Below are 26430 nucleotides of genomic sequence, written 5' to 3'. Positions count from 1 at the left end.
GGCTCGCGCGGGCCGGATGGCTGCGCCGTAGCGGGGTGGAGAGGCCTTGAACAGGGTCCAGCGTCCGGGCGTGAGCCTGGCGGGAGGCGGCAGTATAACAGAGCATTCAGTGTGCGCTGCTTTCCTGCTGCTCAACGGTTTTTTCTAACTCTTGGGTGGATGCCGGCCTGATAGGGGGCGGAGCAGGTTCCGCACCGTACTTGGCGCTCAATGCAGCGTAGGCCGGTTCGCGCTTGAAGCGCTTGAGCTCGGCGCCAAAGCGCTGCACCAACAGGTCCATGCCGGCATTGCGGCGCACCGCCAGGTATTGGCTTTGATGGCTGATAACGGTGGGGTTCTGGCTGATCTGTCCACGCAGCCCCAAGGCGTCCAAAAGGTGCTGGCCGACCCGCTTGTCAGTGATCAGCAGGTCGATCCGCCCCAGCAGCAGTTTGCCGAAGTTGGCTTCGTGAGTGGGGGCAGGCTCGCGGTTGAACAGGGTCGAGCCGCTGAAGTCGTCGCTGTACAGATAGCCGGGTGAGGTGCCGATGGTCAGCCCCTTGAGCTCATTCAGTTGTTTGAACGGGTGCGGGCGCTGGTTGGCGTAGAACATCACGAACTCGACGTCGGAGAGCGGTTCGCTGGGGTAGAGCAGGGTGCTGTCGCGCTCGGCGCTATGGAAGATGTCCAGGGCCCCGTCGGCCTGTCCGGTTTCCAGCATGGCCAGGCAGCGTTTCCACGGCAGGAACTGCCATTCCACCTCGATGCCCAGGCGCTGGAAGACAATGGCTGTGGTTTCGTAGTCCAGCCCCAGGGCCTTGTCGTTATCTTCATAGACGTAAGGTGCCCAGGGCTCGGTGACAATGCGCAGCTTCTCGCCTTGGGCCGCGAGGCTCAGGCAAGTGCAGAGAAGGGCTGTCAGCAACTGGACGATGACGGACATTGCTGGAGATTACGACGAGAGATCATGCAAATGCTAGGGGCAGTTGCAACCGCTCTAGTTCGAGCCTGATGCAAACAAAAAGGCCCCGGTTTTCACCAGGGCCCATGAGGCTTTGCGGGTTAGCGCGGCAGCTTCAGGTTGTTCCAGATCGCCAGGCTCGGATCGGCCTGGTTCAGGGTATAGAAGTGCAACCCGGGTGCGCCGCCCTGCAGCAGACGTTCGCACATGTCACTGATTACCTGTTCACCGAAGGCCTGGATGCTCGCGCTGTCGTCGCCATAGGCTTCCAGCTGCTTGCGGATCCAGCGCGGAATCTCGGCGCCACAGGCGTCGGAGAAGCGCGCCAGCTTGCTGTAGTTGGTGATCGGCATGATGCCCGGCACGATAGGAATGCTTACGCCCATCTTCCGTACACGTTCGACGAAGTAGAAGTAGCTGTCGGCGTTGAAGAAGTACTGGGTGATTGCACTGTCGGCACCGGCATTGGCCTTGCGTACAAAATTACTCAGGTCGTCTTCGAAATTTCGCGCTTGCGGGTGCATTTCCGGATAGGCGGCGACTTCGATATGGAAGTGACTACCGGTTTCTTCACGAATGAAGCTCACCAAGTCATTGGCGTAGCGCAACTCGCCACTGGCCGCACCCATACCCGAAGGCAGGTCGCCGCGCAGGGCGACGATGCGCTTGATGCCGGCGGCCTGGTATTGCTGCAGCAGGCCGCGCAGATCGTCCTTGCTGTCACCGACGCAGGACAGGTGTGGCGCCGCAGGGACTTTTACTTCGCTCTCCAGTTGCAGCACGGTGTTGACCGTGCGATCACGGGTCGAGCCGCCGGCACCGTAGGTGCAGGAGAAGAAATCGGGGTTGTAGCTGGCCAACTGGTGGGCAGTGGCGAGCAGTTTTTCATGCCCAGCATCGGTCTTGGTAGGGAAGAACTCGAAGCTGTAACGACGGTCTTGGGACATGGAGGGAACCTCCAGCTACAAGCTGCAAGCTGCAAGCGCCAAGAGAAGCGGAGGTGCGCTCATCTCCTGAGCCTGGAGCGGGCTGCCTGAAACTGTTAAGCAAATAGGGACGAAGCTGAAAGCTTCAAGCGGCAAGCCGGGCTTGTGGCCCATGCTTGCCGCTTGACGCTCAAAGCTTGCAGCTGCTCTTAGTACCGGTAGGCGTCTGGCTTGAACGGGCCTTCGACGGTCACGCCGATGTAGTCAGCCTGGTGCTTGGTCAGTTGAGTGACCACGCCACCGAAGCCGCGAACCATTTCCAGGGCCACTTCTTCGTCGAGTTTCTTCGGCAGTACTTCAACGGTCAGGCGCTCGGCTTTCTGGGCTGGTGACAGGTCGGCGTACTTCTGGCCGAACAGGAAGATCTGCGCCAGAACCTGGTTGGCGAACGAACCGTCCATGATGCGGCTTGGGTGACCAGTGGCGTTGCCCAGGTTCACCAGGCGGCCTTCGGCCAGCAGGATCAGGTAGTCATCGTTCTGTGGGTCGAAATCGCCGTGGCCGGTGCGGTGGATCTTGTGCACCTGTGGCTTCACTTCTTCCCATGCCCAGTGCTTGCGCATGAAAGCGGTGTCGATTTCGTTGTCGAAGTGGCCGATGTTGCAGACAACAGCGCGCTTCTTCAGGGCTTTGAGCATGTTTGCGTCGCAAACATTGACGTTGCCGGTGGTGGTCACGATCAGGTCGATCTTGCCCAGCAGGGCTTTGTCGATGCTGGCTTCGGTGCCGTTGTTGATACCGTCGATGAATGGCGAAACCAGTTCAAAGCCGTCCATGCAGGCTTGCATGGCGCAGATCGGGTCGACTTCGGAAACCTTGACGATCATGCCTTCTTGACGCAGGGACTGAGCCGAACCCTTGCCCACGTCACCGTAGCCGATGACCAGCGCTTGCTTGCCGGACAGCAGGTGGTCGGTACCGCGCTTGATGGCATCGTTCAGGCTGTGACGGCAGCCGTACTTGTTGTCGTTCTTGCTCTTGGTCACCGAGTCATTGACGTTGATGGCCGGGATCTTCAGCTCGCCCTTGGCCAGCATGTCCAGCAGACGGTGTACGCCGGTGGTGGTTTCTTCGGTCACGCCGTGGACGCGCTCGAGGACTGCCGGGTATTTATCGTGCAGCAACTGGGTCAGGTCGCCGCCATCGTCGAGAATCATGTTGGCGTCCCAAGGTGCGCCATTCTTGAGGATGGTTTGCTCCAGGCACCACTCGTACTCTTGCTCGGTCTCGCCTTTCCAGGCGAAGACCGGGATACCGGCGGCAGCGATGGAGGCAGCGGCCTGGTCCTGAGTCGAGAAAATGTTGCAGGACGACCAACGTACTTCGGCACCCAGGGCAACCAGGGTCTCGATCAGCACGGCGGTCTGAATGGTCATGTGGATGCAGCCGAGGATTTTCGCGCCCTTGAGCGGCTGCTCACCGGCGTACTTGCGGCGCAGACCCATCAGGGCCGGCATTTCCGATTCGGCGATGATGGTTTCGCGACGGCCCCAGGCAGCCAGGGACATGTCGGCGACTTTGTAGTCGGTAAAATCTGCAGGCGTGTTTACAGCGCTCATGAAGAGCCTCCATTCGTAGTGTGCGAATGGGCGCCGTTGTGCGTTTAGTGTGGGTACAGGGAACCCTGTACCAACAACGCCCCATCCGAGCCTGACAGGTCATGCCTGCTGCAGCGCCCCTCGGACAGGTGGCGGGAAAACGGTATCAAGTGCAGATGACCGTTTTGAAACGGTGGCGATTATAGCCGCCTGAGCCAGACTTCCAAAAGTGTTTCTGTTGCCTGGATGAAGATCGTTAATCGCGACCATAGTCGAGGTTGCATAGAGCATGGCCGCCCGGTCTGCCATTATGCCGGGCATCAATTGGCAGGACGGTCAGGAGTGCATATGAATTTTCACACCCGCAAATGGGTAAAACCCGAAGACCTTAACCCCAACGGCACGCTGTTCGGTGGCAGCCTGTTGCGCTGGATCGACGAAGAAGCGGCGATCTACGCCATTGTCCAGTTGGGTAACCAGCGAGTGGTCACCAAGTACATCTCGGAAATCAACTTCGTCAGTGCATCGCGCCAGGGCGACATCATCGAGCTGGGCATCACCGCCACAGAATTCGGTCGTACCTCCATTACCCTGACTTGCGAAGTGCGCAACAAGATCACCCGCAAGCCCATCCTTACCGTGGAGAAGATGGTCTTCGTCAACCTGGGTGAAGACGGTCTGCCTGCTCCACACGGCCGTACCGAGATCAAGTACGTCAAGGACCAGTTCAAGGACGACGCTGCCGACGCCTGATGCTTCGCGCATCAAGCAGCAGCCCTGAATCCCGCGTGTCGTAGCTGAAGAGCTGCCTGGTTCAAGGGGCTTGTGGGTGCGAAAGAACACGGCAAGCCCGGGCCTCTCTGCGCAAGGACCGCATGGGGTCGCACACAACCGGCCGCCTTGCGCGGCGGTACGCCGAACAAGGTTGTGGACCGAGCATTGGCGCTCGGTCCACAACAGATCAATAAATGATCAATGAGCCTCGGTCTTGCTGGCAGGGGTCTCGCTAGTGACGTGGCGCACCAGTTTACCAATGCTCAATCCCTGCAGCAGGATCGACGACAGCACCACGATGTAGGTAATGCTCAGTACCAGGTCACGCTCCGGCCCCAGGGGCAGGGCCAGGGCCAGCGCCACCGAGACGCCGCCCCGCAGGCCACCCCAGGTCAGCACGCGGATGGTGCCCCGGGGTACGCTGCGCCAGCGTCGCAGCAGGAGGATTGCCGGGGCCACGGTGAGCAGGCGCGAGAGCACGATGGCTACCGCCAGCAGACTGGCGGCCGCCAGGTGCAGCCAGTTGAACGGCAGCAGCAACAGTTCCATGCCAATCAAGGCGAACAGCAAGGCGTTGAGCATGTCGTCCAGCAGTTCCCAGAAACCATCCAGATAGCGGCGAGTCATGTCGTTCATTGCCAGGTTGCGTCCCAGGTTGCCGATGATCAATCCGGCCACCACCATGGCGATTGGCGCCGATACGTGAATCTCACTGGCCATTGCCGAGCCGCCGATCACTAGGGCCAGGGTCAGCATCACTTCGATCTGGTACTGCTCGATGCTCTTGATCATCAGGTACACCAGATAACCGATCAGCCCACCAAACAGCGCGCCGCCAATAGCCTCATGCACAAACAGCCATGCGGTGGCAGTCACGGTCGGGGTTTCACCCAGTTGTGCGATCCCCAGCAGTACCGTGAACACCACGACCGCAGTGCCGTCGTTGAAGAGCGACTCGCCGACGATGGTGGTCTTCAGCGGCTTGGAGGCGTTGGCGGTCCTTAGCACGCCCAGCACCGCAATCGGGTCGGTGGGCGAAATCAGTGCGCCGAACAGCAGGCAGTAGAGGAAGCTCACGTGCCAGCCAAACAGGCCGAAGATCCAGTAGGCCAGACTGCCGATGGCGAAGGTGGCGATCAGTACGCCGACGGTGGCCAGCAGGCCGATGGGCCAGCGATAGCTGCGCAGGTCGTTGAGGTTGACGTGCAGGGCGCCGGCGAATAGCAGGAACGACAGCATCCAGTTCATCAGCAGATCGCCGAAGTCGATCTTGCCGATCAGCTCTTCGATATGTTCTTCAAGACCGGGGTAGCCCAGGTAACTCAAGCCTTGCAGCAGCAAGGAAAACAACAGGGCAGTGACCATCACGCCGATGGTCGGCGGCAGGCCGATAAAACGGAAATTGACGTAGGTAAGCAGGGTTGTCAGGCAGATAAAGGCAGCGACAAGTTCAAGCATCCGAACTCCTTTGGATGATCACAGGGAAAGCAGCCTGAACGCTTTCAGGCCAAGGGTTTGATGTATCGGCGACGGGGCGGGGCACAGAACATTCAGATCTGGCCGCTCGATGGTGGCGATTTGATTGCGGATACCGGTTCTGTGCACTCATTGACCACAGGGGCGGCACGACGTTGCAGGTCAATGAAGAAAATTACCGCGAACATGCACGGAGTACGTCCGCCTGGCTGTGAGCGGTGTCAGCCAGCAGGTCCATGGTGACGAATTCAGTGCTGACGATGCCAAGGGCAGTAACAGTCAGTGCAAGCAAGGACAGTGGCATGCGAGGATTCCCGGCCTCTATCGGTGGCAGTGGCATTGCCGCGCACTGCATCAGCGCTGACAGCGCCGAGGGGCAGGCGATCCGATTCTCTTCAGGACAGCAGGGAGTGTGAGGTGCTGGCGACAAGTCTGGTTTTGGTGGCGGCGCTGCTGCATGCAGCCTGGAATACCCTGATCAAGTTCAGTGGTGAGCGCCTTTTGGTGGTGGCGTGCATGGACAGCGTGGCGTTGCTGTTCGTGGCAATCATGCTGTTTTTCCTGCAGTGGCCGCCGCTGGAAATCTGGCCGTGGATCATCGCCTCGGCTGCCTTTGAACTCTTGTATCGCTATCTGCTGATCCAGGCATATCGAGTGGGGGACCTGGGCCTGGTCTATCCACTGATGCGCGGACTGTCACCCCTGGTCGTGCTGGCCCTGACCCTGATCTTTGCCGGCGAGGTGCTGAGTAGCCAGCAGATCTTCGGCATCTTACTGATTCCCTTCGGCATGCTCTGCCTGCTCTGGCAGGGCGGCGGCGGTACGCGCCTGCCCTGGAGCATGTTGCCGGTGGTGGCACTGATCGGCCTGTGCATCGGTTGCTACACCTTTATCGACGGTCAAGCGTTGCGTCGCTGGTCACACCCGCTGGACTACCTGACCTGGGTCACTTTGCTCAGTGCGTGGCCTTTCCCCTTGGTGGCGGTGGTGTGGCAACGGCGGCCCTTTGCGCTGTTCTGGCGCGAGCAATGGCGTCTCGGCCTGAGCGTCGGCTTCTGCGTGTTGTTCAGCTACGCTCTGGTGCTTTGGGCCATGCAGTTGGGTTCGATTGCCGAGGCGGCGGCGTTGCGCGAGGTCAGTGTGATCCTGGTGGTGCTGTTCGGCATGCGCTACTTGAAAGAACCTTTCGGCCGGTCACGGCTCTTAGCCTGTGGGTTGGTACTGATCGGCATGTTGGTGATGAAGTTCTGAACACTCCCTAAAAACTCTAAAAAAGGATTCGCGCTATGACTGTCGCTTTCTGGTGTGTGTTGATTGCTATCTGCCTGCCGTATCTGTGTACCGGTATCGCCAAGTTCGGCGCTGGCCAGTACGGCCCCCGGCAGAACCATGATCCACGGGCATTCCTCGAGACTCTGGAAGGGTTCGCCAAGCGTGCGCACTCCGCACAGCTCAACGGTTTCGAAGTGACCCCGGCGTTTGCCGCGGCGGTGATCATCGCCCATGTGGCCGGCAACGCCGAACTGGTGACTATCAACGTACTGGCGGTGTTGTTCATCACCAGTCGCCTGCTGTACATCATCTGCTACCTGGCGGATTGGGCGATCCTGCGTTCCCTGGTGTGGTTCGTGGGGATGGCTCTGATCGCCAGCTTCTTCTTCGTTTCGGTCTGATACTGGTAGTTGCAGAAGCCAGCGAGCCGGCTTCCGCGCTCTGGGGTTTACGGGGTGTCGGCGACTTCCGGGACTTTAGGCAGTGCCGCGCCCTTGGGCCAGAGCATCCAGATCTGACCTGACTGCTTCATGTCGCCGGCCAGTTGGCCGGCGGCGTCGCCAGTGCCCCAAAACAGGTCGGCGCGCACCTCTCCGGTAATGGCACCGCCTGTGTCCTGGGCCGCCACCGGGCGTACCAGGCTGCTGCCGTCGGGGCGGGTCGTGGACAGCCATAGCAGGCTACCCAGGGGGATCACCTTGCGGTCCACTGCCACGCTGTAGCCAGAGGTCAGGGGTACGTTCAGCGAGCCTCGGGGGCCTTCGTTGCTGTCCGGGTTACGGTTGAAGAAGACATAGCTCGGGTTGCTGCCCAACAGCTCTGGGATCCGCGTCGGGTGGGCCTTGGCCCAGGCCGCGATAGTGCCCATGGTTACGTCTTCTTTCTTCAGTTCGCCCTGGTCCACCAACCAGCGCCCGATAGGCCGATAAGGGTGGCCGTTCTGGTCGGCATAGCCGATTCGCAGTTGGCGTCCATCATCCAGTTGAATCCTTCCCGAGCCCTGGATCTGCAAGAACTGCAAGTCCATCGGGTCTGTCAGCCAGGCAATCACCGGCGCCTTGACCCCTTTGCTCTCGATGGTTGCTGCATCGTCATAGGGTTTGAGCACCCGGCCTTCGAGTCGACCCCGCAGGCGTTTGCCCTTGAGCTCCGGATAGAGGCTGTCCAGGGCGACGATGATCATGTCGTCGGGCACGCCGTACACGGGCACATTGGCAACTTGGGTTGGGGTCAGGCTGCCGGGATACACCGGCTCGTAGTAGCCGGTGATCAGGCCGGTACCACTGCCGCTGCCCGAGCGCAGGCCATAGACCTCCAAGTGCTCCTTGAGAAATCCACGGATGGCTTCGGGGGTTTGCGGCACGTTGGCCGCTGCGGCACAGGTGGCGCCCCAGACGGGGTCGGCCTTCAGGCGGGTACAGGCGCTGCGCCAGGAGCCGAAGCCGGCCAACAGGTCGTTGTCGGCAACGCTGGGCAGAGAGTCCCATGGCGCGCTGTTGTATGTAGCCAGGGCGTGGGTTGGTGCTGGCTTGCCACTGTCGCCGCCGTTGCAACCGGCCAGTAGTGCCAGGGCCGGGAGGGCCCAGAGCAGGTGGCAGCGCCAGTGGATGAAGCTTGCATTCATGCTGTGTTTCCTTGGGTGATTGCCCGCAGGTTCGCACTGCGGACAACCCGTATTATTAATAGGGCTATTGGTGTTTGCCGGGGAGGCGAGGATACTGGCCGCCGTTTCCCGTGACCTGACCAGAAACCACCATGACGCTAAAAAGACTCTCTGTTGTATTGCTGGCCTGCCTGACGCTTTCCGCCTGTGGCGGTGTCGACCCCAATTCCCCTTTGGGCCAGCGCAAGGCAATCTTCAAACAGATGCTCAAGACCGGCGAGGACCTGGGGGGCATGCTCCGTGGGCGGATTCCTTTCGACGGTGCGCGTTTTGCCGAGGGCGCGGTGCGGCTCGACAGCCTGTCCCATGAACCCTGGAAGCATTTTCCCGAGGTCAAGGAAGAGGATCACACCAGTGCCACGGATGATGTCTGGCGTAAACAGGCGCGTTTCCAGGAGCTGGTGCGTAATCTTGAGGCCGCCACCGGTGAGTTGGTGACTATCAGTCAGGTCCAGCCTTACAAGGCCAGCAACCTCGGGCCGGCCGTGCAGAAGGTTGAAGATGTCTGCAGTGCTTGCCACAAAGAGTTCCGTAATCACTGATCGGCGGCTTTGCTGAAAAGGGCGGCTGTCGCCAGAGAGCCGGCCCCTCGCTACTTACTTGTCCAGTTCGTCCAGGGCTTGTTGCAGTTCCTTGCGGGACTCGGCGAGCTTCTCTTTGCGTTTGTTGATCTTCTCCGAGTCGCCTTTCTTCATGGCTTTTTCCAGGTCGGCCTGACGGCGGCTGACTTCATGCTTGGCTTCCAGCACCTTGTTTTCCCGCTCTTTCTTCAGCGAAGCGTCGGTGCAGTGGGCCGTGACTTCACTCAGGGCACGTTCCAGGCCGGCTTGCTGATCGCTGTTGCCGTGGGCCTTGGCCTGTTCGATCTGGGTCATGATGGCTTGGCGTTTGGCGGCACAACCGGTCAACTGCGAGGCTTGCTCGGTGGCCAGCAGTGGCGCGCTCATCAGGCTGCAGAGGGTCAAGGTGGCGAGCGATGGAAAAATTTTCATTTAAGACTCCTGGTGAAAAAGATCAAAAAATAACCAGCAAAAAATATGACGATTGTATTGGAGCTGGGCTCTTGGAGCCCATTCCTGCCTGGGTGGTTCAACGCTCCCGCCCAAGATGAAGGACTAAAAACCTTCGATGCCGGCGTCACTCAAGGTAGCGCGTAGGGCCAGCACCTGTGGATCACGAAAAAATGCCGTCAGTTGTGCAGCACGTTCCGCACCAATTCCTGTTTCGTTCTGCCAGTCCTGGCGGTCTTTCAGCGCCAGGGCCTGCCACGGACCGCTCAGGTCGGCGGAGCCGCTGGGTGGCAGGCCTAGCGCCTTCAGCCAGCGTTCGAAGGGTTGCTGCCTGGCGCTGTGCAGGTTCTTGAGCAAACGACCACTGCTGCGCTCACCAAAGCCGGCAATGTTAGCAAGCTCTGCTTGATCGAGGGTCAGCCAATCCAAAAGGCCTTTGATACGGCCTGTTTCAACCAGCGTGACCCAAGTTTGCCTGCCGACATTCTGCAGGTTCAGGCCTTGCTTGCTGCTGAGCCAGGTCAGTCGCGCCAGGAATTGGCTCTCGCAGCCGGGTGACGGTTGCCAGCAACTCATGGGGTGAAAGGACTCCTGTGCCGGAGCCTGGACGGGCGGGCGTTGTTGGCTCCTGAGTACTACGCCGTCGAGGCGTGGGATGGTCAGTCCGGCGAGGCTGATCGCCACCTGATCGCCGGGGACAATGTTCAGGCTTCGCCAGCGTTGCAACGAGCCGACGCTAACGCGGCGGATCTGCCGGTCGTCGAGGGTCACGGGGTCGATTTCGAGCAGGGGGGTGATGCGTCCGGTGCGACCGATCCTGAACTGCACTTTGCGCACGCTGGCCAGGGCCTGTACATGGGGATACTTCCAGGCGGCGATCCACTGTGGAGTCTGGGCTTGCCAGCGTTCGGCGGCAGGGCGCCGGCTTTGCCGGAGGATGATGCCATCGCTGGCAAAGGGCAGAGGCGAGCGGTACCAATGCTCCCGCCAAAGATGGATGTCGCTGAAGTGGGTGATGGCGCGGCTGTATTCCAGGCCTTCGGGGAATCCAAGGCTGGCGAGTTGCATCAGCCGTTCATTCAGGGTGCTGGGACCTTGTGGCCAATCCCAGACAAACAGGCCGATCTGCGCCGCTTCCCTGGGTGCCAGTTGCTTTCGCGCCATCCATCCTGCTACCCGACTGCGGGCATTGAGGCTGCCAGTACGCGCTTGCACATGCAGGTCCAGGCGTTGATAGAGCTCTCCCTGGAGCACTAGATCGATAGGGCGCGGCAACTGCTGGGGAATGGCCGCAATCTGTCGAGCGGTACTGCTCCAGTCATGGCCGCGCTGGCCGTCACCCCGGCTCAGTGCCTGCTGGAAGCGGCCTTTACGGTAGATCAGGGTCACGGCCACGCCGTCGATCTTGGGTTGCACCCAGACATCCTCACGTCCCGTGAGCCAGACCTGTACGGCGTTGGCGTCGGGGAGCTTTGCCACGCCGGTGTGGGCGATGGGGTGAGGGATGCTGCCGCGGGAGCTGGCCAGGGGCTGCTCCACGGGCAAGGAGGCCTGAGGGAAGCAGTGGCGCAAGGTATCCAGGCGCTGGCGTGATTGGTCATACAACTCGTCGGCCACCAGTGACTGACCGAGACGGTGATAGCTGTCGTCCCAGTGTTTGAGTTGTTGCTGCAGCGTGGTGATTTCCCTGGTGGCTTGCGGGGCAGTCCAATCCGGGCACTGGGCCTGGACAGCCAGGGGAGTGAGAGTCAGCAGCAGGCACAGTCTTGGCAGCATGGGGAGCATCCTTGCTCTGGGTTGGCATGCCTTGAAGGTTAGGTGGTGCTGGGAAAGGCATCGCTGGCAGGTATTTGCGGGGTGTTTCGCTGAGGTTGAAAGCGCCTTCGGCGGTCAGCCGGCTCCTGGCAGGATGGCTGTTTGGCGGATTGGGGACGAAACCTCAGGCTACAAAAAAGCCCCGCCGGGCATGCCGGGCGGGGCTTTGGATGTTGCCAGGTGAAGCTTACAGGCCGGCGGCAGCGCGCAAGGCGTCGGCGCGGTCGGTTTTTTCCCAAGTGAAGGTGGTGAAGGTGTCTTCGCCCACGGTCTTGGTCTGCGGGGCACGGCCGAAATGGCCGTAGGACGCGGTTTCCTGGTACATCGGGTGCAGCAGGTCGAGCATGGTGGTGATCGCGTAAGGACGCAGGTCGAAGTGCTCGCGGACCAGCTTGATGATCTTGTCGTCGCTGATCTTGCCAGTGCCGAAGGTGTTCAACGAGATCGAGGTCGGTTGTGCGACGCCGATGGCGTAGGACACCTGGATCTCGCAACGTTGGGCCAGGCCTGCAGCGACGATGTTCTTGGCTACGTAACGGCCAGCGTAGGCGGCCGAACGGTCGACCTTCGATGGATCCTTGCCGGAGAACGCGCCGCCGCCGTGACGGGCCATGCCGCCGTAGCTGTCGACGATGATCTTGCGACCGGTCAGGCCGCAGTCACCCACTGGGCCACCGATGATGAACTGGCCGGTCGGGTTGATGTGGAACTGGGTGTCCTTGTGCAGCAGCTCGGCTGGCAGCACGTGTTTGACGATCAGTTCCATCACGCCTTCGCGCAGGTCGTTGTAGGACACTTCCGGGTTGTGCTGGGTCGACAGCACCACAGCGTCGATCCCGACCACAATGCCGTTTTCATAGCGGCAAGTGACCTGGGACTTGGCATCCGGACGCAGCCAAGGCAGCAGGCCCGATTTACGGGCTTCAGCCTGGCGGTGCACCAACTGGTGGGAGAAGGCGATCGGGGCTGGCATCAGCTCCTGGGTTTCGTTGCTGGCGTAGCCGAACATCAGGCCCTGGTCACCGGCGCCCTGGTCTTCAGGCTTGGCACGGTCGACACCCTGGTTGATGTCAGGGGACTGCTTGCCGATGATGTTCATCACGCCACAGGTCGCGCCGTCGAAGCCGACTTCGGAGCTGGTGTAGCCGATTTCGCAGATGACGTCGCGAACGATCTGCTCCAGGTCGACCCAGGCGCTGGTGGTGACTTCGCCGGCGACGATGGCAACACCGGTCTTGACCAGGGTTTCCACTGCCACACGGGCGTGTTTGTCCTGAGCAATGATGGCGTCCAGCACCGCATCGGAAATCTGGTCAGCGATTTTATCCGGATGCCCTTCAGACACGGACTCGGAGGTGAAAAGGGAGTATTCGCTCATCTCGACGGTTTCCTAAAATTTACCGATGGTGAGTGTTGCCAGCCGGTCGCTGAAAGTGGCGAACCTGGATCTGGAAACCATTACGTAAACCTATATAAAGGCTTTCCCCGGGAGTCAGTCCCGCAGCGGTGGCCCAATGGGCCAAATCATCTTGTTCGAACCCTAGCCAGAGATCGCCGCAAGCCTCTTTGGCCCAGCTCTGGTCGTGGCTGCACAAGTCTGTCACTAACAGGCTGCCGCCTGGTTGTAGCAAGTCGGCCATCTGTTTGAGGGCCTCGGCCGGTGCGGCGAAATGGTGCAAGACCATGTTCAGTACCACGCAATCGGCTTGGAGTTGCACGCCATTCAATGCATCGGCCAGTTGTAGGCTGACGTTAGCCAGTGTTTCGCGTTCACACAGCTGGCGCGCCAGTTCAAGCATCGCCGGGCTGTTATCCAGGGCGGTCACCCGGGCAAAGCGTCGGGCCAGGTCGGGGAGGAATCCACCGTCGCCGGGACCGACTTCAATGGCCGTGGCCATTGGGTTGAAACTCAGTTTGTCCAGCAGCGCGAGCACGCTCTCGCGGTACTGGGGCAGTCCTGCAATCAGGTCCTGCTGGGCACGGAATTTCTCCGCTACCCGAGAAAAGAAGTCCTGGCTGGCCGCGGCCCGTTGCCGATGAACCAGGCTGATTCGCGACTGCACCTCTGTTGGCAGAGGCAATTGGTCGACCTCGTCCAGCAACGCTGCGTGCAGTTTGCCGCCCAGAAGCTCGGTGTGGGGCAGGGAGCGGCGATAGAAGATCGCATTGCCTTCACGGCGGGTCGCCACCAGGCCGGCCTGAGACAGGACCTTCAGGTGATGGCTCATGCCTGACTGACCGATGGCGAAGATCTGCGCCAGCTCCAGCACGCCGAACGAATCGTTGGATAGCGCACGCAATACATTCAGCCGCAAGGGATCGCCACCGGCTTTGCACAAGGCAGCCAGGTCGTCGCAATCATCATGGTGAATGGAGGGCGCGGGGAGATTCATAGGGGCAGCAGTCTAGTGATGGCGGGAACAGCCTGCAAGACCAATATCAAAAAGTTTTGATATTGAGTCGCGAGGTTCCTGTGCCAGAGCCTTGGTTTCTTCTCTTAACGAACGGTGGCGCAGTTTCATCAGCCGATTCTGCATCTATCCATGGGAAAAACATGCCTGAGTGACTATCTGTCATTGCCCCCGCCAGACGCCTGAGGGAAAATGCAGGCCTTTTTTCCGTTTCGTTTTATTCAATCCCCAGGAGATCAGCGATGCCCAGCCGTCGTGAGCGTGCCAACGCCATTCGTGCCCTCAGCATGGATGCCGTGCAAAAAGCCAACAGCGGCCATCCAGGTGCCCCTATGGGTATGGCGGATATCGCCGAAGTACTTTGGCGTGACTACCTGAAGCACAACCCGAGCAATCCATCCTTCGCCGACCGTGACCGCTTCGTGCTGTCCAACGGCCACGGCTCGATGTTGATCTACTCGCTGCTGCACCTGACCGGCTACGACCTGTCGATCGATGACCTGAAAAGCTTCCGCCAACTGCACAGCCGCACCCCGGGCCACCCTGAATTGGGCTACACCCCAGGCGTGGAAACCACCACTGGCCCGTTGGGTCAGGGTCTGGCCAATGCCGTGGGCTTCGCCCTGGCGGAAAAAGTCCTGGCAGCCCAGTTCAACCGCCCAGGCCACAACATCGTCGATCACCACACCTACGTATTCCTGGGTGATGGCTGCATGATGGAAGGCATTTCCCACGAAGTGGCATCCCTGGCCGGTACTTTGGGCCTGGGCAAGCTGATCGCCTTCTACGATGACAACGGCATCTCCATCGACGGTGAAGTCGAAGGCTGGTTCACCGACGACACGCCGAAGCGTTTCGAAGCCTACAACTGGCAGGTGATCCGCAACGTCGACGGCCACGATCCGGAAGAGATCAAGACCGCCATCGACACCGCGCGCAAGAGCCCGCTGCCGACCCTGATCTGCTGCAAGACCACCATCGGTTTCGGTTCGCCGAACAAGCAGGGCAAGGAAGACTGCCACGGCGCGCCACTGGGCGCCGAGGAAATCGCCCTGACCCGCGCCGCGCTGAAGTGGAACCATGGCCCGTTCGAAATTCCTGCCGACATCTACGCCGAGTGGGACGCCAAGGAAGCCGGTCGCGCCGTGGAAGCCGAATGGGATCAGCGTTTTGCTGCCTACTCCGCGGCATTCCCAAGCGAAGCCAATGAACTGGTGCGTCGCCTGAGCGGTGACCTGCCGGCGGACTTCGCCGAGAAGGCCAACGCCTACATCGCTGAAGTAGCGGCCAAGGGCGAAACCATCGCCAGCCGTAAAGCCAGCCAGAACACCCTGAACGCTTTCGGCCCGCTGTTGCCAGAGTTCCTCGGTGGCTCGGCCGACCTGGCCGGTTCCAACCTGACCCTGTGGAAAGGCTGCAAGGGCGTCAGCGCTGAAGACGCCAGCGGCAACTACATGTACTACGGCGTGCGCGAGTTCGGCATGACCGCCATCATGAACGGCGTGGCCCTGCACGGTGGCCTGGTACCTTACGGCGCGACCTTCCTGATGTTCATGGAATACGCCCGCAACGCGGTACGCATGTCGGCCCTGATGAAGCAGCGGGTGATTCATGTCTACACCCACGACTCCATCGGTCTGGGTGAAGACGGCCCGACCCACCAGCCGATCGAGCAACTGACCAGCCTGCGCACCACCCCGAATCTCGACACCTGGCGTCCAGCCGATGCCGTTGAGTCGGCCGTGTCCTGGAAGTACGCCCTGGAGCGTAAGGACGGTCCTTCGGCACTGATCTTCTCCCGCCAGAACCTGCAGCACCAAACCCGTGATGCCGGGCAGATCGCCGATATCAGCCGTGGTGGCTACGTGTTGAAAGACTGCGCAGGCGAGCCTGAACTGATCCTGATCGCTACCGGTTCGGAAGTGGGCCTGGCGGTTCAGGCGTTCGACAAGCTGACCGAGCAGGGCCGCAAGGTGCGTGTGGTTTCCATGCCGTGCACCAGCGTGTTCGACGCCCAGGATGCGGGCTACAAGCAATCGGTACTGCCGTTGCAGGTCAGTGCGCGGATCGCCATCGAAGCTGCTCACGCTGACTTCTGGTACAAGTACGTCGGTCTGGAAGGCCGGGTGATCGGCATGACCACCTACGGCGAGTCGGCGCCTGCGCCGGCCTTGTTCGAAGAGTTCGGTTTCACCCTGGAGAATATCCTGGGTCAGGCCGAAGAGCTGCTGGAAGACTAAACCCGGAAGCCGGGTTGTCAGCGCTGACGCAATCGCGAGCAAGCTCGCTCCTACAGGGATGTATACCGTCCTTGTGGGAGCGAGCTTGCTCGCGATGACGATGGCGCAGGCAGCACGAAGCTGACGGTTTCATCACCGGTCATTGAGAACCCCATGCCTCAACCGCGTCCCTATAAAGTTGCACTCAACGGCTACGGCCGGATTGGTCGTTGCGTCTTGCGTGCTCTGTTCGAGCGGGGGGCTGCGGCCGGGTTCGAAATCGTCGCGATCAACGATCTGGCCGACATGGCCAGCGTGGAATACCTGACACGCTTCGACTCCACCCACGGCCGGTTCCCGGGCGAGGTGAAGGTCGATGGCGACTGTCTGCATATCAATGGCAATTGCGTGAAAGTGTTGCGCAGTGCCACCCCCGAAGGCATCGATTGGGCGTCCCTGGGCGTCGATCTGGTGCTGGAATGTTCCGGTGCCTACCACACCCGGGAAGACGGCCAGCGCTTCCTCGATGCCGGCGCGCCGCGAGTGCTGTTTTCCCAACCGATGGCCAGCGAGGCGGATGTCGACGCCACCATCGTCTACGGGGTGAACCAGGATTGCCTGAGCGGTGACGAGCTGCTGGTGTCCAGCGCTTCCTGCACCACCAACTGCGGCGTGCCGCTGTTGCGTTTGCTGAATCAGGCCATTGGCCTGGAATACGTCTCGGTGACCACCATTCACTCGGCAATGAACGATCAGCCGGTGATCGATGCTTATCACCACGAAGACCTGCGCCGCACCCGCTCAGCGTTTCAGTCGGTGATCCCGGTGTCCACCGGACTGGCGCGGGGTATCGAGCGCTTGTTGCCGGAACTTGCCGGCCGAATTCAGGCCAAAGCTGTGCGGGTGCCGACGGTCAACGTGTCCTGCCTGGATATCACCATGCAGACCGTGAGTGACACCGACGCCAGCGAGGTCAACCGGATCCTGCGCGAGGCGGCTACCAGTGGCCCGCTCAAGGGCCTGTTGGCGTATACCGAGCTGCCTCACGCCAGCTGTGATTTTAATCACGATCCCCATTCGGCGATCGTCGATGCCAGCCAGACTCGTGTTTCCGGCCCCCGGCTGGTGAACATCCTGGCGTGGTTCGACAACGAATGGGGCTTTGCCAACCGAATGCTGGATGTTGCAGGGCACTATCTGCAAACAGCTGCTCCACGTTCTGTCTCTAAACTATCTGCTTCTAAAGACCAGTAACCCAGGAATTGCGACCCATGACCGTGTTGAAGATGACCGACCTCGATCTGCAAGGTAAGCGCGTGCTGATCCGTGAAGACCTCAACGTCCCAGTCAAGGACGGTGTTGTCACCAGCGATGCGCGAATCCTGGCTTCGCTGCCGACCATCAAGCTGGCCCTGGAAAAAGGTGCGGCCGTGATGGTTTGCTCGCACCTGGGCCGTCCGACCGAAGGCGAGTTCTCCGCTGAGAACAGCCTCAAGCCGGTGGCTGACTACCTGAGCCGTGCCTTGGGCCGCGAGGTACCGCTGGTAGCCGACTACCTGGGCGGCATCGAGGTCAAGGCCGGCGACATCGTGCTGTTCGAGAACGTGCGCTTCAACAAGGGCGAGAAAAGCAACGCCGATGAACTGGCCCAGCAATACGCTGCTTTGTGCGATGTCTTCGTGATGGATGCTTTTGGTACCGCACACCGTGCCGAAGGCTCGACTCACGGCGTTGCCAAGTTCGCCAAAGTGGCCGCAGCAGGCCCTTTGCTGGCGGCTGAGCTGGACGCGCTGGGCAAGGCCCTGGGCAACCCGGCCAAGCCGATGGCGGCGATCGTTGCCGGTTCCAAGGTCTCGACCAAGCTTGATGTGCTCAACAGCCTGAGCCAGATCTGCAGCCAGTTGATCGTCGGCGGCGGTATCGCCAACACCTTCCTCGCCGCTGCTGGTCATCCGGTGGGCAAGTCGTTGTACGAGCCGGACCTGCTGGATACCGCCCGCGCCATCGCTGCCAAGGTCAGCGTGCCGTTGCCGGTGGACGTGGTGGTGGCCAAGGAGTTCGCCGAAAGCGCTGCAGCTACCGTCAAGCTGATCGCCGACGTAGCCGATGACGATATGATTCTCGACATCGGTCCGCAAACCGCCGCGCAATTCGCCGAGTTGCTGAAGTCCTCCAAGACCATCCTCTGGAACGGTCCGGTGGGCGTGTTCGAGTTCGACCAGTTCGGTCATGGCACCAAGGTGTTGGCCCAAGCCATTGCCGACAGCGCGGCATTCTCGATTGCCGGTGGTGGCGACACCCTGGCCGCCATCGACAAATATGGCGTTGCCCAGCAGATCTCCTACATTTCTACCGGTGGTGGCGCCTTCCTCGAGTTTGTCGAGGGCAAGGTGCTGCCGGCGGTTGAAGTCCTGGAAGCCCGGGCTAAAGCCTGAGGTCCTCTCTGGCCAGGCAAAGGAGTGTTCTGATGGTCAAGACGTTGCCACTGTTGATTGCCGCGGCCTTGCTTGCAGGGTGCTCAAGCACCCCGCAAGCACAGTCGGGGAGCGAGGCCGGAGAGCCGGAGAAAGGCTGTTATCAGGCCGACTGGCAAGCCGAGACGGCGCCGGTGATCAACAAGCGCCTGGGGCCTGAAGGCCTGGAGAAGTACGAGACACCGTCAAAGGCCAAGGAACAGGGTTGTCCTTGACGGGTCAGACTGGATAACGCGACGTGCGGCGCTCTGTGGAGCGCCAGCCGAGGAACATTGATGAAAGGTTTGATCGCCGTGGCGATGCTGGGCTTGCTTGCAGGTTGCGCCAACCTGAACCTGCTCAAGTCGCCGACCACTGACAACTGGACGACCTGGACCTGCGACAGCCAGGCCCAGGTGCTCTGGCGCTACACCGACGACAGCCGCAAGGCTGTCGACGTGCGCCTTGGGGGCGACGACCAGGTGCGCCGCCTGAAGCTTGAGCCCAGCGGTTCGGGCTCGCTGTACAGCGATGACATGCTGGCGTTTCACGTCAAGGGTGAGGAAGGCCTGGTCTACTGGGTCGCCACCAATGACCTGATCGGCCGTGGCTGCAAGGCCATGTAGGAGCTGGCTTGCCAGCGAAGGCGGCGTCGAGACCTGAGCAAGGCTCAAGGGCCTTTTCGCCGGCGAGCCGGCTCCTACAGGGCTGTAGAGATTTGGTTTTAACGCATAGAACAGAGCGGGCTGACCCCCGATCTGCAATCACTTGAATAGCAGTCGCCGCTACGGCAGGCTTGCACGATTAACGACCCTCGACCGGGAGAGAGACACACAATGGCACTCATCAGCATGCGCCAGATGCTGGACCACGCAGCCGAGTTCGGCTACGGCGTTCCAGCCTTCAACGTCAACAACCTTGAGCAGATGCGCGCCATCATGGAAGCCGCTGACAAGACCGACTCCCCGGTGATCGTTCAGGCTTCCGCCGGTGCGCGCAAGTACGCCGGTGCGCCGTTCCTGCGCCACCTGATCCTGGCTGCCATCGAAGAGTTCCCGCATATCCCGGTGTGCATGCACCAGGACCACGGCACCAGCCCTGACGTCTGCCAGCGCTCCATCCAGTTGGGCTTCTCCTCGGTGATGATGGACGGCTCCCTGGGCGAAGACGGCAAGACTCCGACCGACTACGAGTACAACGTGCGCGTGACCCAGCAGACCGTGGCCATGGCTCACGCCTGTGGCGTTTCGGTTGAAGGCGAACTGGGCTGCCTGGGTTCCCTGGAAACCGGCATGGCCGGTGAAGAAGACGGCATCGGCGCCGAAGGCGTGCTGGATCACAGCCAGATGCTGACTGATCCTGAAGAAGCGGCTGACTTCGTCAAGAAAACCCAGGTCGATGCCCTGGCCATTGCCATCGGCACCAGCCACGGCGCCTACAAGTTCACCAAGCCCCCTACCGGCGACGTGCTGGCGATCGACCGGATCAAAGAGATCCACAAGCGCATCCCCAACACGCACCTGGTGATGCACGGTTCGTCTTCGGTTCCGCAAGAGTGGCTGGCGATCATCAACCAGTACGGCGGCGACATCAAAGAAACCTACGGCGTACCGGTTGAGGAAATCGTCGAAGGCATCAAGTACGGCGTACGCAAGGTCAACATCGACACCGACCTGCGCCTGGCGTCCACGGGTGCCATGCGTCGCCTGATGGCCACCAACCCGAGCGAGTTCGACCCGCGTAAGTTCTTCGGTGCTACCGTGACCGCCATGCGCGACGTGTGCATCGCCCGTTACGAAGCTTTCGGCACTGCGGGCAACGCCTCGAAGATCAAACCGATCTCCCTGGAAGCGATGTTCCAGCGCTACCTCAAGGGTGAGCTGAACGCCAAGGTCAACTAAGCCTTAGCGTCCTCCGAAAAGCCCGCAGTGATGCGGGCTTTTTTGTGCCCGGAATTCCCGCCTCCGTAGCCGCCGGCTTGCCAGCGAAGAGGCCCTTTGGGACTGCGCTGCGTTCAAGAGCGCCTTCGCCGGCAAGCCGGCTCCCACAGGGGATCCAGGTGATTATTGTAGGAGCTGGCTTGCCAGCGAAGAGGCCCTTTGGGCCTGCGCTGCGTTCAAGGGCGCCTTCGCCGGCAAGCCGGCTCCTACGGGGGATCCAGGTGATTATTGTAGGAGCTGGCTTGCCAGCGAAGAGGCCCTTTGGGACTGCGCTGTGTTCAAGGACGCCTTCGCCGGCAAGCCGGCTCCTACGGGGTATCCAGGTGATTACTGTAGGAGCTGGCTTGCCAGCGAAGAGGCCCTTTGGGATTGCGCTGCGTTCAAGGACGCCTTCGCCGGCAAGCCGGCTCCTGCACGGGGAGGGGGTTTAGATTTTGTTGTGGTCGATATCCAGCTTGGAGAAGGTTACCTTGCCGCCCTCGCTGGTGTAGCCGCTGTTGTCCTGTACATAAACCCCGGCCTTGAAATACAGCGGCTTGTCGCGCCAGCTGGCGCTCAGTTGGCCATCCCATTGATATCCCGCTGCACTGACCCCTAGGGCACCACCTGGGCTCAGGTGGATCAGGTAGGAAAACTTTCGGCCCATGGGCACGTTCTTGGCAATGGTGATCACCCGGCCCTCATCGTCATCCGGGCGCATGCGTACCTTGGCGACGATGTTGCCGCGGCTGTTGCTGGTCTTGTACTGGTACTCCACTTTCACCAGGGGCTTGGTGCTGTTGTAGGCGTGGATCTGACCGATGACGATCTTGCCCGACGAAGGCACCTGGTTCACCGCCAGGGTCGCAGACAGCAGATTGTCCGCTTCGGGATAGGTCCAGTTGCGCAGGGTGCCGTTGGCATAGGTCTCGCGCAGTTCGGTGCGCGGGTAGATGGCGTTCTCGGTTCTCGAGCCGGTAACCGGAGACCAGAAAAACAACGTGCCGGTGTTGGAGTGGAAGTACTGGTCCTTGAAGCCTTTGACCAGTGTCGGGGTGTCGATGGTTGTCGGCGGGCTGCCGACAGGAACGCTGAGGTTCCAGGTTGCCAGGTCGATCATGGTCGATGTTTCCCCAAGAGCATGTCAGTTGCAGCAAGCCGAAGGCTTTAGTCTGCGCTTCTTCGGGCGTCTTTATAGCGCAGTGCAGGTGTCTGGCGAGGTCCGTGTGGCGGAAATATGACGCCGGCAAAGTATCAAATTGCCATCTGTCCCGGTTTTTGCGCGGCCAAAGTGTGACCGTTAGTCGGGAGTCGTGGCCATTGATGGAGTGATGGTGTGCTGACAGCTTCTGCTTTCGTATATCCGGGTCTAGAGTGAAACCTCAGTATTTGTCAGGTTTTTCTCAAAAGTTCGATCTCATTACAGACAAGAGAAGCAGCATGGAATGCGTGCAACCGGGGGCAACTGAAGGCCACTCCACTCTTTTGATCGTCGATGACTATCCTGAAAATCTCCTAAGCATGCGCGCGCTGTTGCAGCGTCAGGATTGGCAGGTGATGACGGCTGCCTCAGGCATTGAGGCCCTGGGCCTGCTGCTCGAGCATGAGGTGGATCTGGTCTTACTGGATGTGCAGATGCCCGGCATGGACGGCTTTGAAGTGGCCAGGCTGATGCGTGGCAGCCAGCGCACCCGTCTGACGCCGATTATTTTTCTGACGGCCAACGAACAGTCCCAGGACGCGGTGATCAAGGGCTACGCCAACGGCGCGGTGGATTACCTGTTCAAGCCTTTCGACCCGCAGATCCTCAAGCCCAAGGTTCAGGCGCTGCTGGAACACCAGCGCAATCGCCGGGCGCTGCAGCACCTCAGTCATGACCTGGAAGTGGCCCGGGCGTTCAATGCCTCGGTGTTGGACAACGCCGCCGAAGGCATCCTGGTGGTGGACGAGGACGGGCGGGTACGCTTCGCCAATCCGGCGGTTTCACGCTTGCTCAGTGCCCAGGTGAAAGAGTTGGAAGGTTCGCTCTTCCTCAACTATCTGCAAAAGCCCCATGTTCCCGACTGGCATCAATCCGAGTTGTTCGCCTGCTATCGCCAGGGACAAACCTATCGCTTGCATGACGCGCTGTTACGCACCGTTCCCGGCCAGCAGCTCAGCGTGGCATTGTCCTGCGCGCCCTTGCCCAGCGAGCAGAAGGCGATGGTGGTGACCCTGTTGGACATGTCCGAGGTGCATCATCTGCATCAGCAACTGGAATACCAGGCGGTGACCGATCCGCTGACCGGGTTGCTCAATCGGCGCGGCTTCTACCAGACGGTGGAAAACATCCTGTTGCGCAGTGATCGCTCGGGCAAGACCCTGGTCCTCTTGTACCTGGATCTTGATGGCTTCAAGCGCGTCAACGATTCCCTGGGGCACGATGCCGGCGACCGGATACTGCGCTGGGTGTCCGAACAGTTGAAGGAGTGCCTGCATTCATTCGACATTCTCGGGCGCATGGGCGGTGACGAGTTCACCGCCTTACTGGAACTGAGACTCCCCGAACAGGCGGCGAAAATCGCCGAGAAGCTGATCGAACGCCTGTCCATCAGCCAGCAGATCGATGGCCTGGAGGTGGTGCTGGGGGCCAGTATCGGCATCGCCATCTACCCCGACTGCGGCTCCAACCTGGATGGCTTGCTGCGGGCGGCGGACATTGCCATGTACGAGGCCAAGCGCGCCGGTCGCCAGCAGTATCGTTATTACGACCACGAAATGAACGGCCGCGCGCGTTCCCGGTTGATGCTCGAAGAAAGCGTGCGCAGTGCGGTGGAGCGCAAGGAGTTCACCCTGGTCTATCAGCCCCAGGTGGCGATTGCCGATGGGCGCTTGCGAGGGTTCGAGGCGTTGTTGCGTTGGCGTCACCCGAGTGTCGGCGATGTACCGCCGGGGCTGTTCTTGCCCTTGTTGGAGGAAGCGCGGCTGATCAGTCGCCTGGGCAGTTGGATCTATCAACAGGGCGCCGCCCAGCGCAAGGATTGGGAGCAGGTGTTCAGTCCGGAATTGGTGCTGGGGGTCAGTCTCAGCGCCACCCAGTTCGGCATGCCCAACCTGGCCAGCGAACTACGCCAGGTCCTGCTGTGCCATGGCCTGCAACCTCGCCAGTTGGAGGTCGAGGTCACGGAAGCGGCACTGACCCAGAACCTGGATGACACCCGCAAACAGTTGCAGCTGCTGCATCAGTTGGGAGTGCGAGTGGCTCTGGACGACTTCGGCTCGGGCAGTTGTTGCCTGGCTTACCTGCGTGACTTGCAATTGGACACCCTCAAGCTCGACCGTCATCTGATCGCGCGCTTGCTCACCTCGCCGCGGGATGCCGCGATCGCCCGCAGCGTGATTGATCTGTGCCGGCAATTCGGTTTGCTGGTGATTGCCGAGGGTGTAGAAACCCTTGAACAGTACGCATGGCTCAAAGCCAACGGCTGTGAGTACGTGCAAGGTTTCCTAGTGGCGCGCCCACTGACCGCCAGCACCGCCAGTCAGTTTGCCCAGCCTTTTGACTGGAGCGCGTTGCAGGCCTGAATTCGCTACACTGCTGACCTTTGCACCTTGCGTTGCCCTCTCATGACTGCACTCAAATACCTCCAGGCCTACCCCGTTGCCTTGCAAGAGCAAGTGCGCCAACTGATCGTTGAAGAGCGTCTGGGCGACTACCTGAACCAGCGCTATCCGCAGAAACACCCGGTGCAGAGTGACAAGGCGCTGTACAGCTACGCGCTGGAATTGAAGCAGGAGTACCTGCGCAATGCACCGGCGATCGACAAGGTGCTGTTCGATAACCGCCTGGACCTGACCCATCGCGCCCTCGGCCTGCACACTACCGTGTCCCGGGTGCAGGGCGGCAAGCTCAAGGCCAAGAAGGAGATTCGCATCGCCTCGCTGTTCAAGGAAGCGGCTCCGGAATTTCTGCGGATGATCGTGGTGCACGAGCTGGCGCACTTCAAGGAATCCGATCACAACAAGGCGTTCTACAAGCTCTGCGAGCATATGCTGCCGGGCTATCACCAGCTGGAATTCGACCTGCGGGTCTACCTGACCTGGCGCGATCTGCAAACCAAGGCAGTGGCGTCGGATTAACCCTTAGCGACAAGGAGTGGGCGATGGATGTAAGCAAGACCAAGAGCAGTTTCTACCGCCGCCTGTATGTGGCGTACCTGATCGACAGTGGCCTGGCCAGTAGCGTACCGGCGTTGAGCGAAGTGACCGGCATGCCCCGGCGCACCGCCCAGGACACCATCACCGCGCTGGCGGAGCTGGATATTCTCTGTGAGTTCGAGCAGCAGGATGGCGCCCGTAATCATGCCGGGCGCTATCGGATCCACAGTTGGGGGGCGATCGACAAAGGCTGGATCGAGCCCAATCTACGGCAGATCAAGGCGGTGCTGGGGTACCCCTGAGGCTCAGGGGCGGCGCATGCCGATATGCGGGATATCGTCTTCCAGGTACTCCTCGCTCGCCACAATGAACCCGTAGCCTGCGTAGTAAGCCTGAAGATGTGACTGGGCCGAGAGATAGATCGGAGTCTCGGGCCAGTGCCGTTGTGCCTGCTTCAGTGCTTGCTCCATCAAGGCGTGGCCCAGGCCCTGGCCGCGAGCCTGCTCGGCGGTCACCACACGGCCGATCACTACGTCGCCGCCTTGGGAGATCGGGTCCAGCAGGCGCAGATAGGCTAGCAAACGGTCACCGTCCCAGGCCATCAGGTGGCAGGTGTCGCCTTCAAGGTCGCGGCCGTCAACTTCCTGATAGGCGCATTTTTGCTCTACCACGAACACTTCGGTGCGCAGTTGCAGAATGGCGTACAGCTGTTCTTTACCCAGATCGGTGTGATGTTTGCAGACCCATTCGATGGCCATGTTCATATCCTGTGAAAAGTGCTGCACGAGATAGTAAGCACATCGCCGCGGGATGTCTTGTCAGGTATCACCCAGAGGCTGTTTCTGTGAGTTAGGTCAAAATGCCACTATTTGTTGTCACTGGTTTTTGTCTTCTTTGTGTAATCTGCTTTCAACTCCTGTACATCGCTTTCGATGAGCTAATGTTAGGGCCTGGGGTCGACCTGCCAAGTGTCGGTAGGGTCCCTTAAGTGTGAGCTGGTACGCGCCGGGCTCCGTGCCCGCTAAGGATCTTTTAGCATGCTGCGATTGCATCGAGCTTTGGCTTTGATCGGATTGCTGTTGCTGGACCAGAGCGCTTCTGCACAGAAGCTGCGACTGGTCGCTGACACCTGGCCTCCCTTTACTGACGCGACCTTGGTCAACGGCGGCGTGGCCACCGATATTGTCAGTACTGCCCTGGCCCGCGCCGGCTACTCCAGCGAGTTTGAACAGGTGCCCTGGGCTCGGGCCCTGTTGGGTATTGGCGAGGGGCGCTACGACGTGCTGGTCAATGCCTGGTACAACGAGGAGCGCACTCAGTTGGGGCAATTCTCTTCGGAGTACATGCTCAACCGGGTGCGCTTCATCAAGCGCAAGGACGCCCCGCTGGAATACAACAATCTCAAGCAACTGCACGCTTATCCGGTGGCGGTGGTGCGTGGCTATGCCTATTCCCCGGAGTTCGACAATGACCCGGACCTGCAGAAGGTTCCGGTGCACAACTTCGCCATGGCCGTGCGCATGCTGGCGGCGGACCGGGTCAAGCTGACCCTGGAAGATGAATACGTTGCCCGTTACTACCTGGCCCGGGAGTCACCGCGGGTACGCAACGCGGTGGAGTTCCTGCCCAAGCCCCTGAGCGAAAACAGCCTGCATATCCTGGTGAGCCTGAAGAATCCCGAGCATGCGCAGATCGTTGCCAGGTTCGATCAGGAAATTGCCGCGATGAAAGCGGATGGCAGCTACGACCGCCTGTTGCGCGAGCACGGCATGTAACCGGGCAGTAGGCTGGTGCAGGCGCTGGCTTGTGTAGGAGCT

General features: G+C 60.6%; 26 protein-coding genes and 1 riboswitch. Of the genes, 14 read left to right on the top strand and 12 right to left on the bottom strand.

Annotated elements, in window-relative coordinates; genetic code table 11:
- Positions 1 to 106: 106 nt before the first annotated feature.
- From GV818_RS02425 to GV818_RS02415, 3 genes are all read right to left on the bottom strand, one after another.
- Positions 107 to 922, bottom strand: a complete 816-nt coding sequence (locus tag GV818_RS02425; protein ID WP_161758585.1) for a substrate-binding periplasmic protein — start codon at positions 920 to 922, stop codon at positions 107 to 109.
- 119 nt (positions 923 to 1041) lie between these two features.
- Positions 1042 to 1887 carry a methylenetetrahydrofolate reductase [NAD(P)H] gene (gene metF, locus GV818_RS02420; protein WP_161758584.1) on the bottom strand — a complete coding sequence of 282 codons (846 nt, stop codon included), beginning with the start codon at positions 1885 to 1887 and terminating at the stop codon, positions 1042 to 1044.
- A 188-nt stretch (positions 1888 to 2075) separates the two neighbouring features.
- Positions 2076 to 3485: an adenosylhomocysteinase gene (locus GV818_RS02415; protein ID WP_161758583.1), complete on the bottom strand. Its 1410-nt coding sequence runs from the start codon at positions 3483 to 3485 to the stop codon at positions 2076 to 2078.
- 21 nt (positions 3486 to 3506) lie between these two features.
- Positions 3507 to 3613, bottom strand: a riboswitch (S-adenosyl-L-homocysteine riboswitch).
- Positions 3614 to 3812: 199 nt separating this feature from the next.
- Between GV818_RS02415 and GV818_RS02410 the strand changes: the two genes are divergently transcribed.
- Positions 3813 to 4217, top strand: coding sequence for an acyl-CoA thioesterase (locus tag GV818_RS02410; protein WP_161758582.1), 405 nt, complete (start codon positions 3813 to 3815; stop codon positions 4215 to 4217).
- A 219-nt stretch (positions 4218 to 4436) separates the two neighbouring features.
- Here GV818_RS02410 and GV818_RS02405 read toward each other — a convergent pair whose 3' ends face one another.
- Positions 4437 to 5696, bottom strand: a complete 1260-nt coding sequence (locus GV818_RS02405; RefSeq protein WP_161758581.1) for a cation:proton antiporter — start codon at positions 5694 to 5696, stop codon at positions 4437 to 4439.
- A 193-nt stretch (positions 5697 to 5889) separates the two neighbouring features.
- On the bottom strand, positions 5890 to 6018 hold the full coding sequence (locus GV818_RS34335; protein ID WP_256679401.1) for a hypothetical protein: 129 nt from the start codon (positions 6016 to 6018) through the stop codon (positions 5890 to 5892).
- 113 nt (positions 6019 to 6131) lie between these two features.
- Between GV818_RS34335 and GV818_RS02400 the strand changes: the two genes are divergently transcribed.
- The gene (locus GV818_RS02400; RefSeq protein ID WP_161775746.1) at positions 6132 to 6965 is read left to right on the top strand and encodes an EamA family transporter; all 834 of its coding nucleotides are present in this window, start codon (positions 6132 to 6134) and stop codon (positions 6963 to 6965) included.
- Between the two features lie 35 nt (positions 6966 to 7000).
- Complete coding sequence (locus GV818_RS02395) at positions 7001 to 7387, top strand: MAPEG family protein (protein ID WP_161758579.1); 387 nt, start codon at positions 7001 to 7003, stop codon at positions 7385 to 7387.
- 47 nt (positions 7388 to 7434) lie between these two features.
- On the opposite strand, the gene mltA is transcribed toward GV818_RS02395, so the two are convergent.
- Positions 7435 to 8610, bottom strand: coding sequence for a murein transglycosylase A (gene mltA, locus GV818_RS02390; protein WP_161775745.1), 1176 nt, complete (start codon positions 8608 to 8610; stop codon positions 7435 to 7437).
- 131 nt (positions 8611 to 8741) lie between these two features.
- On the opposite strand from mltA, the gene GV818_RS02385 reads away from it, so the two are divergent.
- Entirely contained in the window at positions 8742 to 9191 is a 450-nt protein-coding gene (locus tag GV818_RS02385; RefSeq protein WP_161775744.1) for a c-type cytochrome, read from the top strand.
- Positions 9192 to 9245: 54 nt separating this feature from the next.
- On the opposite strand, the gene GV818_RS02380 is transcribed toward GV818_RS02385, so the two are convergent.
- The 4 genes from GV818_RS02380 to GV818_RS02365 all read right to left on the bottom strand — a co-directional run bounded on the left by GV818_RS02380 (position 9246) and on the right by GV818_RS02365 (position 13867).
- Positions 9246 to 9641 (bottom strand): DUF1090 domain-containing protein, encoded by a 396-nt coding sequence (locus GV818_RS02380; RefSeq protein WP_161775743.1) that lies wholly within the window; start codon positions 9639 to 9641, stop codon positions 9246 to 9248.
- A gap of 123 nt (positions 9642 to 9764) precedes the next feature.
- A complete protein-coding gene (gene ligB, locus GV818_RS02375) occupies positions 9765 to 11435 on the bottom strand; it encodes an NAD-dependent DNA ligase LigB (RefSeq protein WP_161775742.1) in 1671 nt (556 codons plus the stop codon).
- A gap of 226 nt (positions 11436 to 11661) precedes the next feature.
- The gene (metK, locus tag GV818_RS02370) at positions 11662 to 12852 is read right to left on the bottom strand and encodes a methionine adenosyltransferase (RefSeq protein WP_161758574.1); all 1191 of its coding nucleotides are present in this window, start codon (positions 12850 to 12852) and stop codon (positions 11662 to 11664) included.
- 19 nt (positions 12853 to 12871) lie between these two features.
- Positions 12872 to 13867: an ArsR/SmtB family transcription factor gene (locus GV818_RS02365; protein WP_161775741.1), complete on the bottom strand. Its 996-nt coding sequence runs from the start codon at positions 13865 to 13867 to the stop codon at positions 12872 to 12874.
- Positions 13868 to 14127: 260 nt separating this feature from the next.
- Here GV818_RS02365 and tkt point away from each other — a divergent pair, with 260 nt between their 5' ends.
- From tkt to fba, 6 genes are all read left to right on the top strand, one after another.
- Positions 14128 to 16125, top strand: a complete 1998-nt coding sequence (gene tkt, locus GV818_RS02360) for a transketolase (protein ID WP_161775740.1) — start codon at positions 14128 to 14130, stop codon at positions 16123 to 16125.
- A 153-nt stretch (positions 16126 to 16278) separates the two neighbouring features.
- Complete coding sequence (gene epd / locus GV818_RS02355; RefSeq protein WP_161758571.1) at positions 16279 to 17358, top strand: erythrose-4-phosphate dehydrogenase; 1080 nt, start codon at positions 16279 to 16281, stop codon at positions 17356 to 17358.
- A gap of 17 nt (positions 17359 to 17375) precedes the next feature.
- Complete coding sequence (locus tag GV818_RS02350; RefSeq protein WP_161758570.1) at positions 17376 to 18539, top strand: phosphoglycerate kinase; 1164 nt, start codon at positions 17376 to 17378, stop codon at positions 18537 to 18539.
- A gap of 32 nt (positions 18540 to 18571) precedes the next feature.
- Positions 18572 to 18793: a hypothetical protein gene (locus tag GV818_RS02345; protein WP_161758569.1), complete on the top strand. Its 222-nt coding sequence runs from the start codon at positions 18572 to 18574 to the stop codon at positions 18791 to 18793.
- 60 nt (positions 18794 to 18853) lie between these two features.
- Entirely contained in the window at positions 18854 to 19183 is a 330-nt protein-coding gene (locus GV818_RS02340; RefSeq protein ID WP_011063956.1) for an MliC family protein, read from the top strand.
- A gap of 210 nt (positions 19184 to 19393) precedes the next feature.
- Positions 19394 to 20458, top strand: coding sequence for a class II fructose-bisphosphate aldolase (fba, locus tag GV818_RS02335; RefSeq protein WP_003229012.1), 1065 nt, complete (start codon positions 19394 to 19396; stop codon positions 20456 to 20458).
- A 466-nt stretch (positions 20459 to 20924) separates the two neighbouring features.
- Here fba and GV818_RS02330 read toward each other — a convergent pair whose 3' ends face one another.
- A complete protein-coding gene (locus GV818_RS02330) occupies positions 20925 to 21596 on the bottom strand; it encodes a polysaccharide lyase family 7 protein (RefSeq protein WP_161758567.1) in 672 nt (223 codons plus the stop codon).
- 320 nt (positions 21597 to 21916) lie between these two features.
- On the opposite strand from GV818_RS02330, the gene GV818_RS02325 reads away from it, so the two are divergent.
- From GV818_RS02325 to GV818_RS02315, 3 genes are read left to right on the top strand one after another with little or no spacing between them, the layout of a single operon-like run.
- Positions 21917 to 24040 (top strand): putative bifunctional diguanylate cyclase/phosphodiesterase, encoded by a 2124-nt coding sequence (locus GV818_RS02325; protein WP_161775739.1) that lies wholly within the window; start codon positions 21917 to 21919, stop codon positions 24038 to 24040.
- 42 nt (positions 24041 to 24082) lie between these two features.
- A complete protein-coding gene (locus GV818_RS02320; protein WP_161758565.1) occupies positions 24083 to 24595 on the top strand; it encodes a M48 metallopeptidase family protein in 513 nt (170 codons plus the stop codon).
- A 23-nt stretch (positions 24596 to 24618) separates the two neighbouring features.
- Positions 24619 to 24915 carry a winged helix-turn-helix domain-containing protein gene (locus GV818_RS02315; protein WP_161758564.1) on the top strand — a complete coding sequence of 99 codons (297 nt, stop codon included), beginning with the start codon at positions 24619 to 24621 and terminating at the stop codon, positions 24913 to 24915.
- A 3-nt stretch (positions 24916 to 24918) separates the two neighbouring features.
- On the opposite strand, the gene GV818_RS02310 is transcribed toward GV818_RS02315, so the two are convergent.
- Positions 24919 to 25371, bottom strand: coding sequence for a GNAT family N-acetyltransferase (locus GV818_RS02310; protein ID WP_161758563.1), 453 nt, complete (start codon positions 25369 to 25371; stop codon positions 24919 to 24921).
- Between the two features lie 279 nt (positions 25372 to 25650).
- Between GV818_RS02310 and GV818_RS02305 the strand changes: the two genes are divergently transcribed.
- A complete protein-coding gene (locus tag GV818_RS02305) occupies positions 25651 to 26388 on the top strand; it encodes a substrate-binding periplasmic protein (RefSeq protein ID WP_161758562.1) in 738 nt (245 codons plus the stop codon).
- Positions 26389 to 26430 lie beyond the last annotated feature (42 nt).

It is taken from the genome of Pseudomonas sp. Fl4BN1 (assembly GCF_009908285.1).
In the GTDB taxonomy this organism is placed as follows: Bacteria; Pseudomonadota; Gammaproteobacteria; order Pseudomonadales; family Pseudomonadaceae; genus Aquipseudomonas.
The sequence above is the reverse complement of the archived record's forward strand: the minus strand, read 5'-3'. Positions and strand labels throughout refer to the sequence as shown.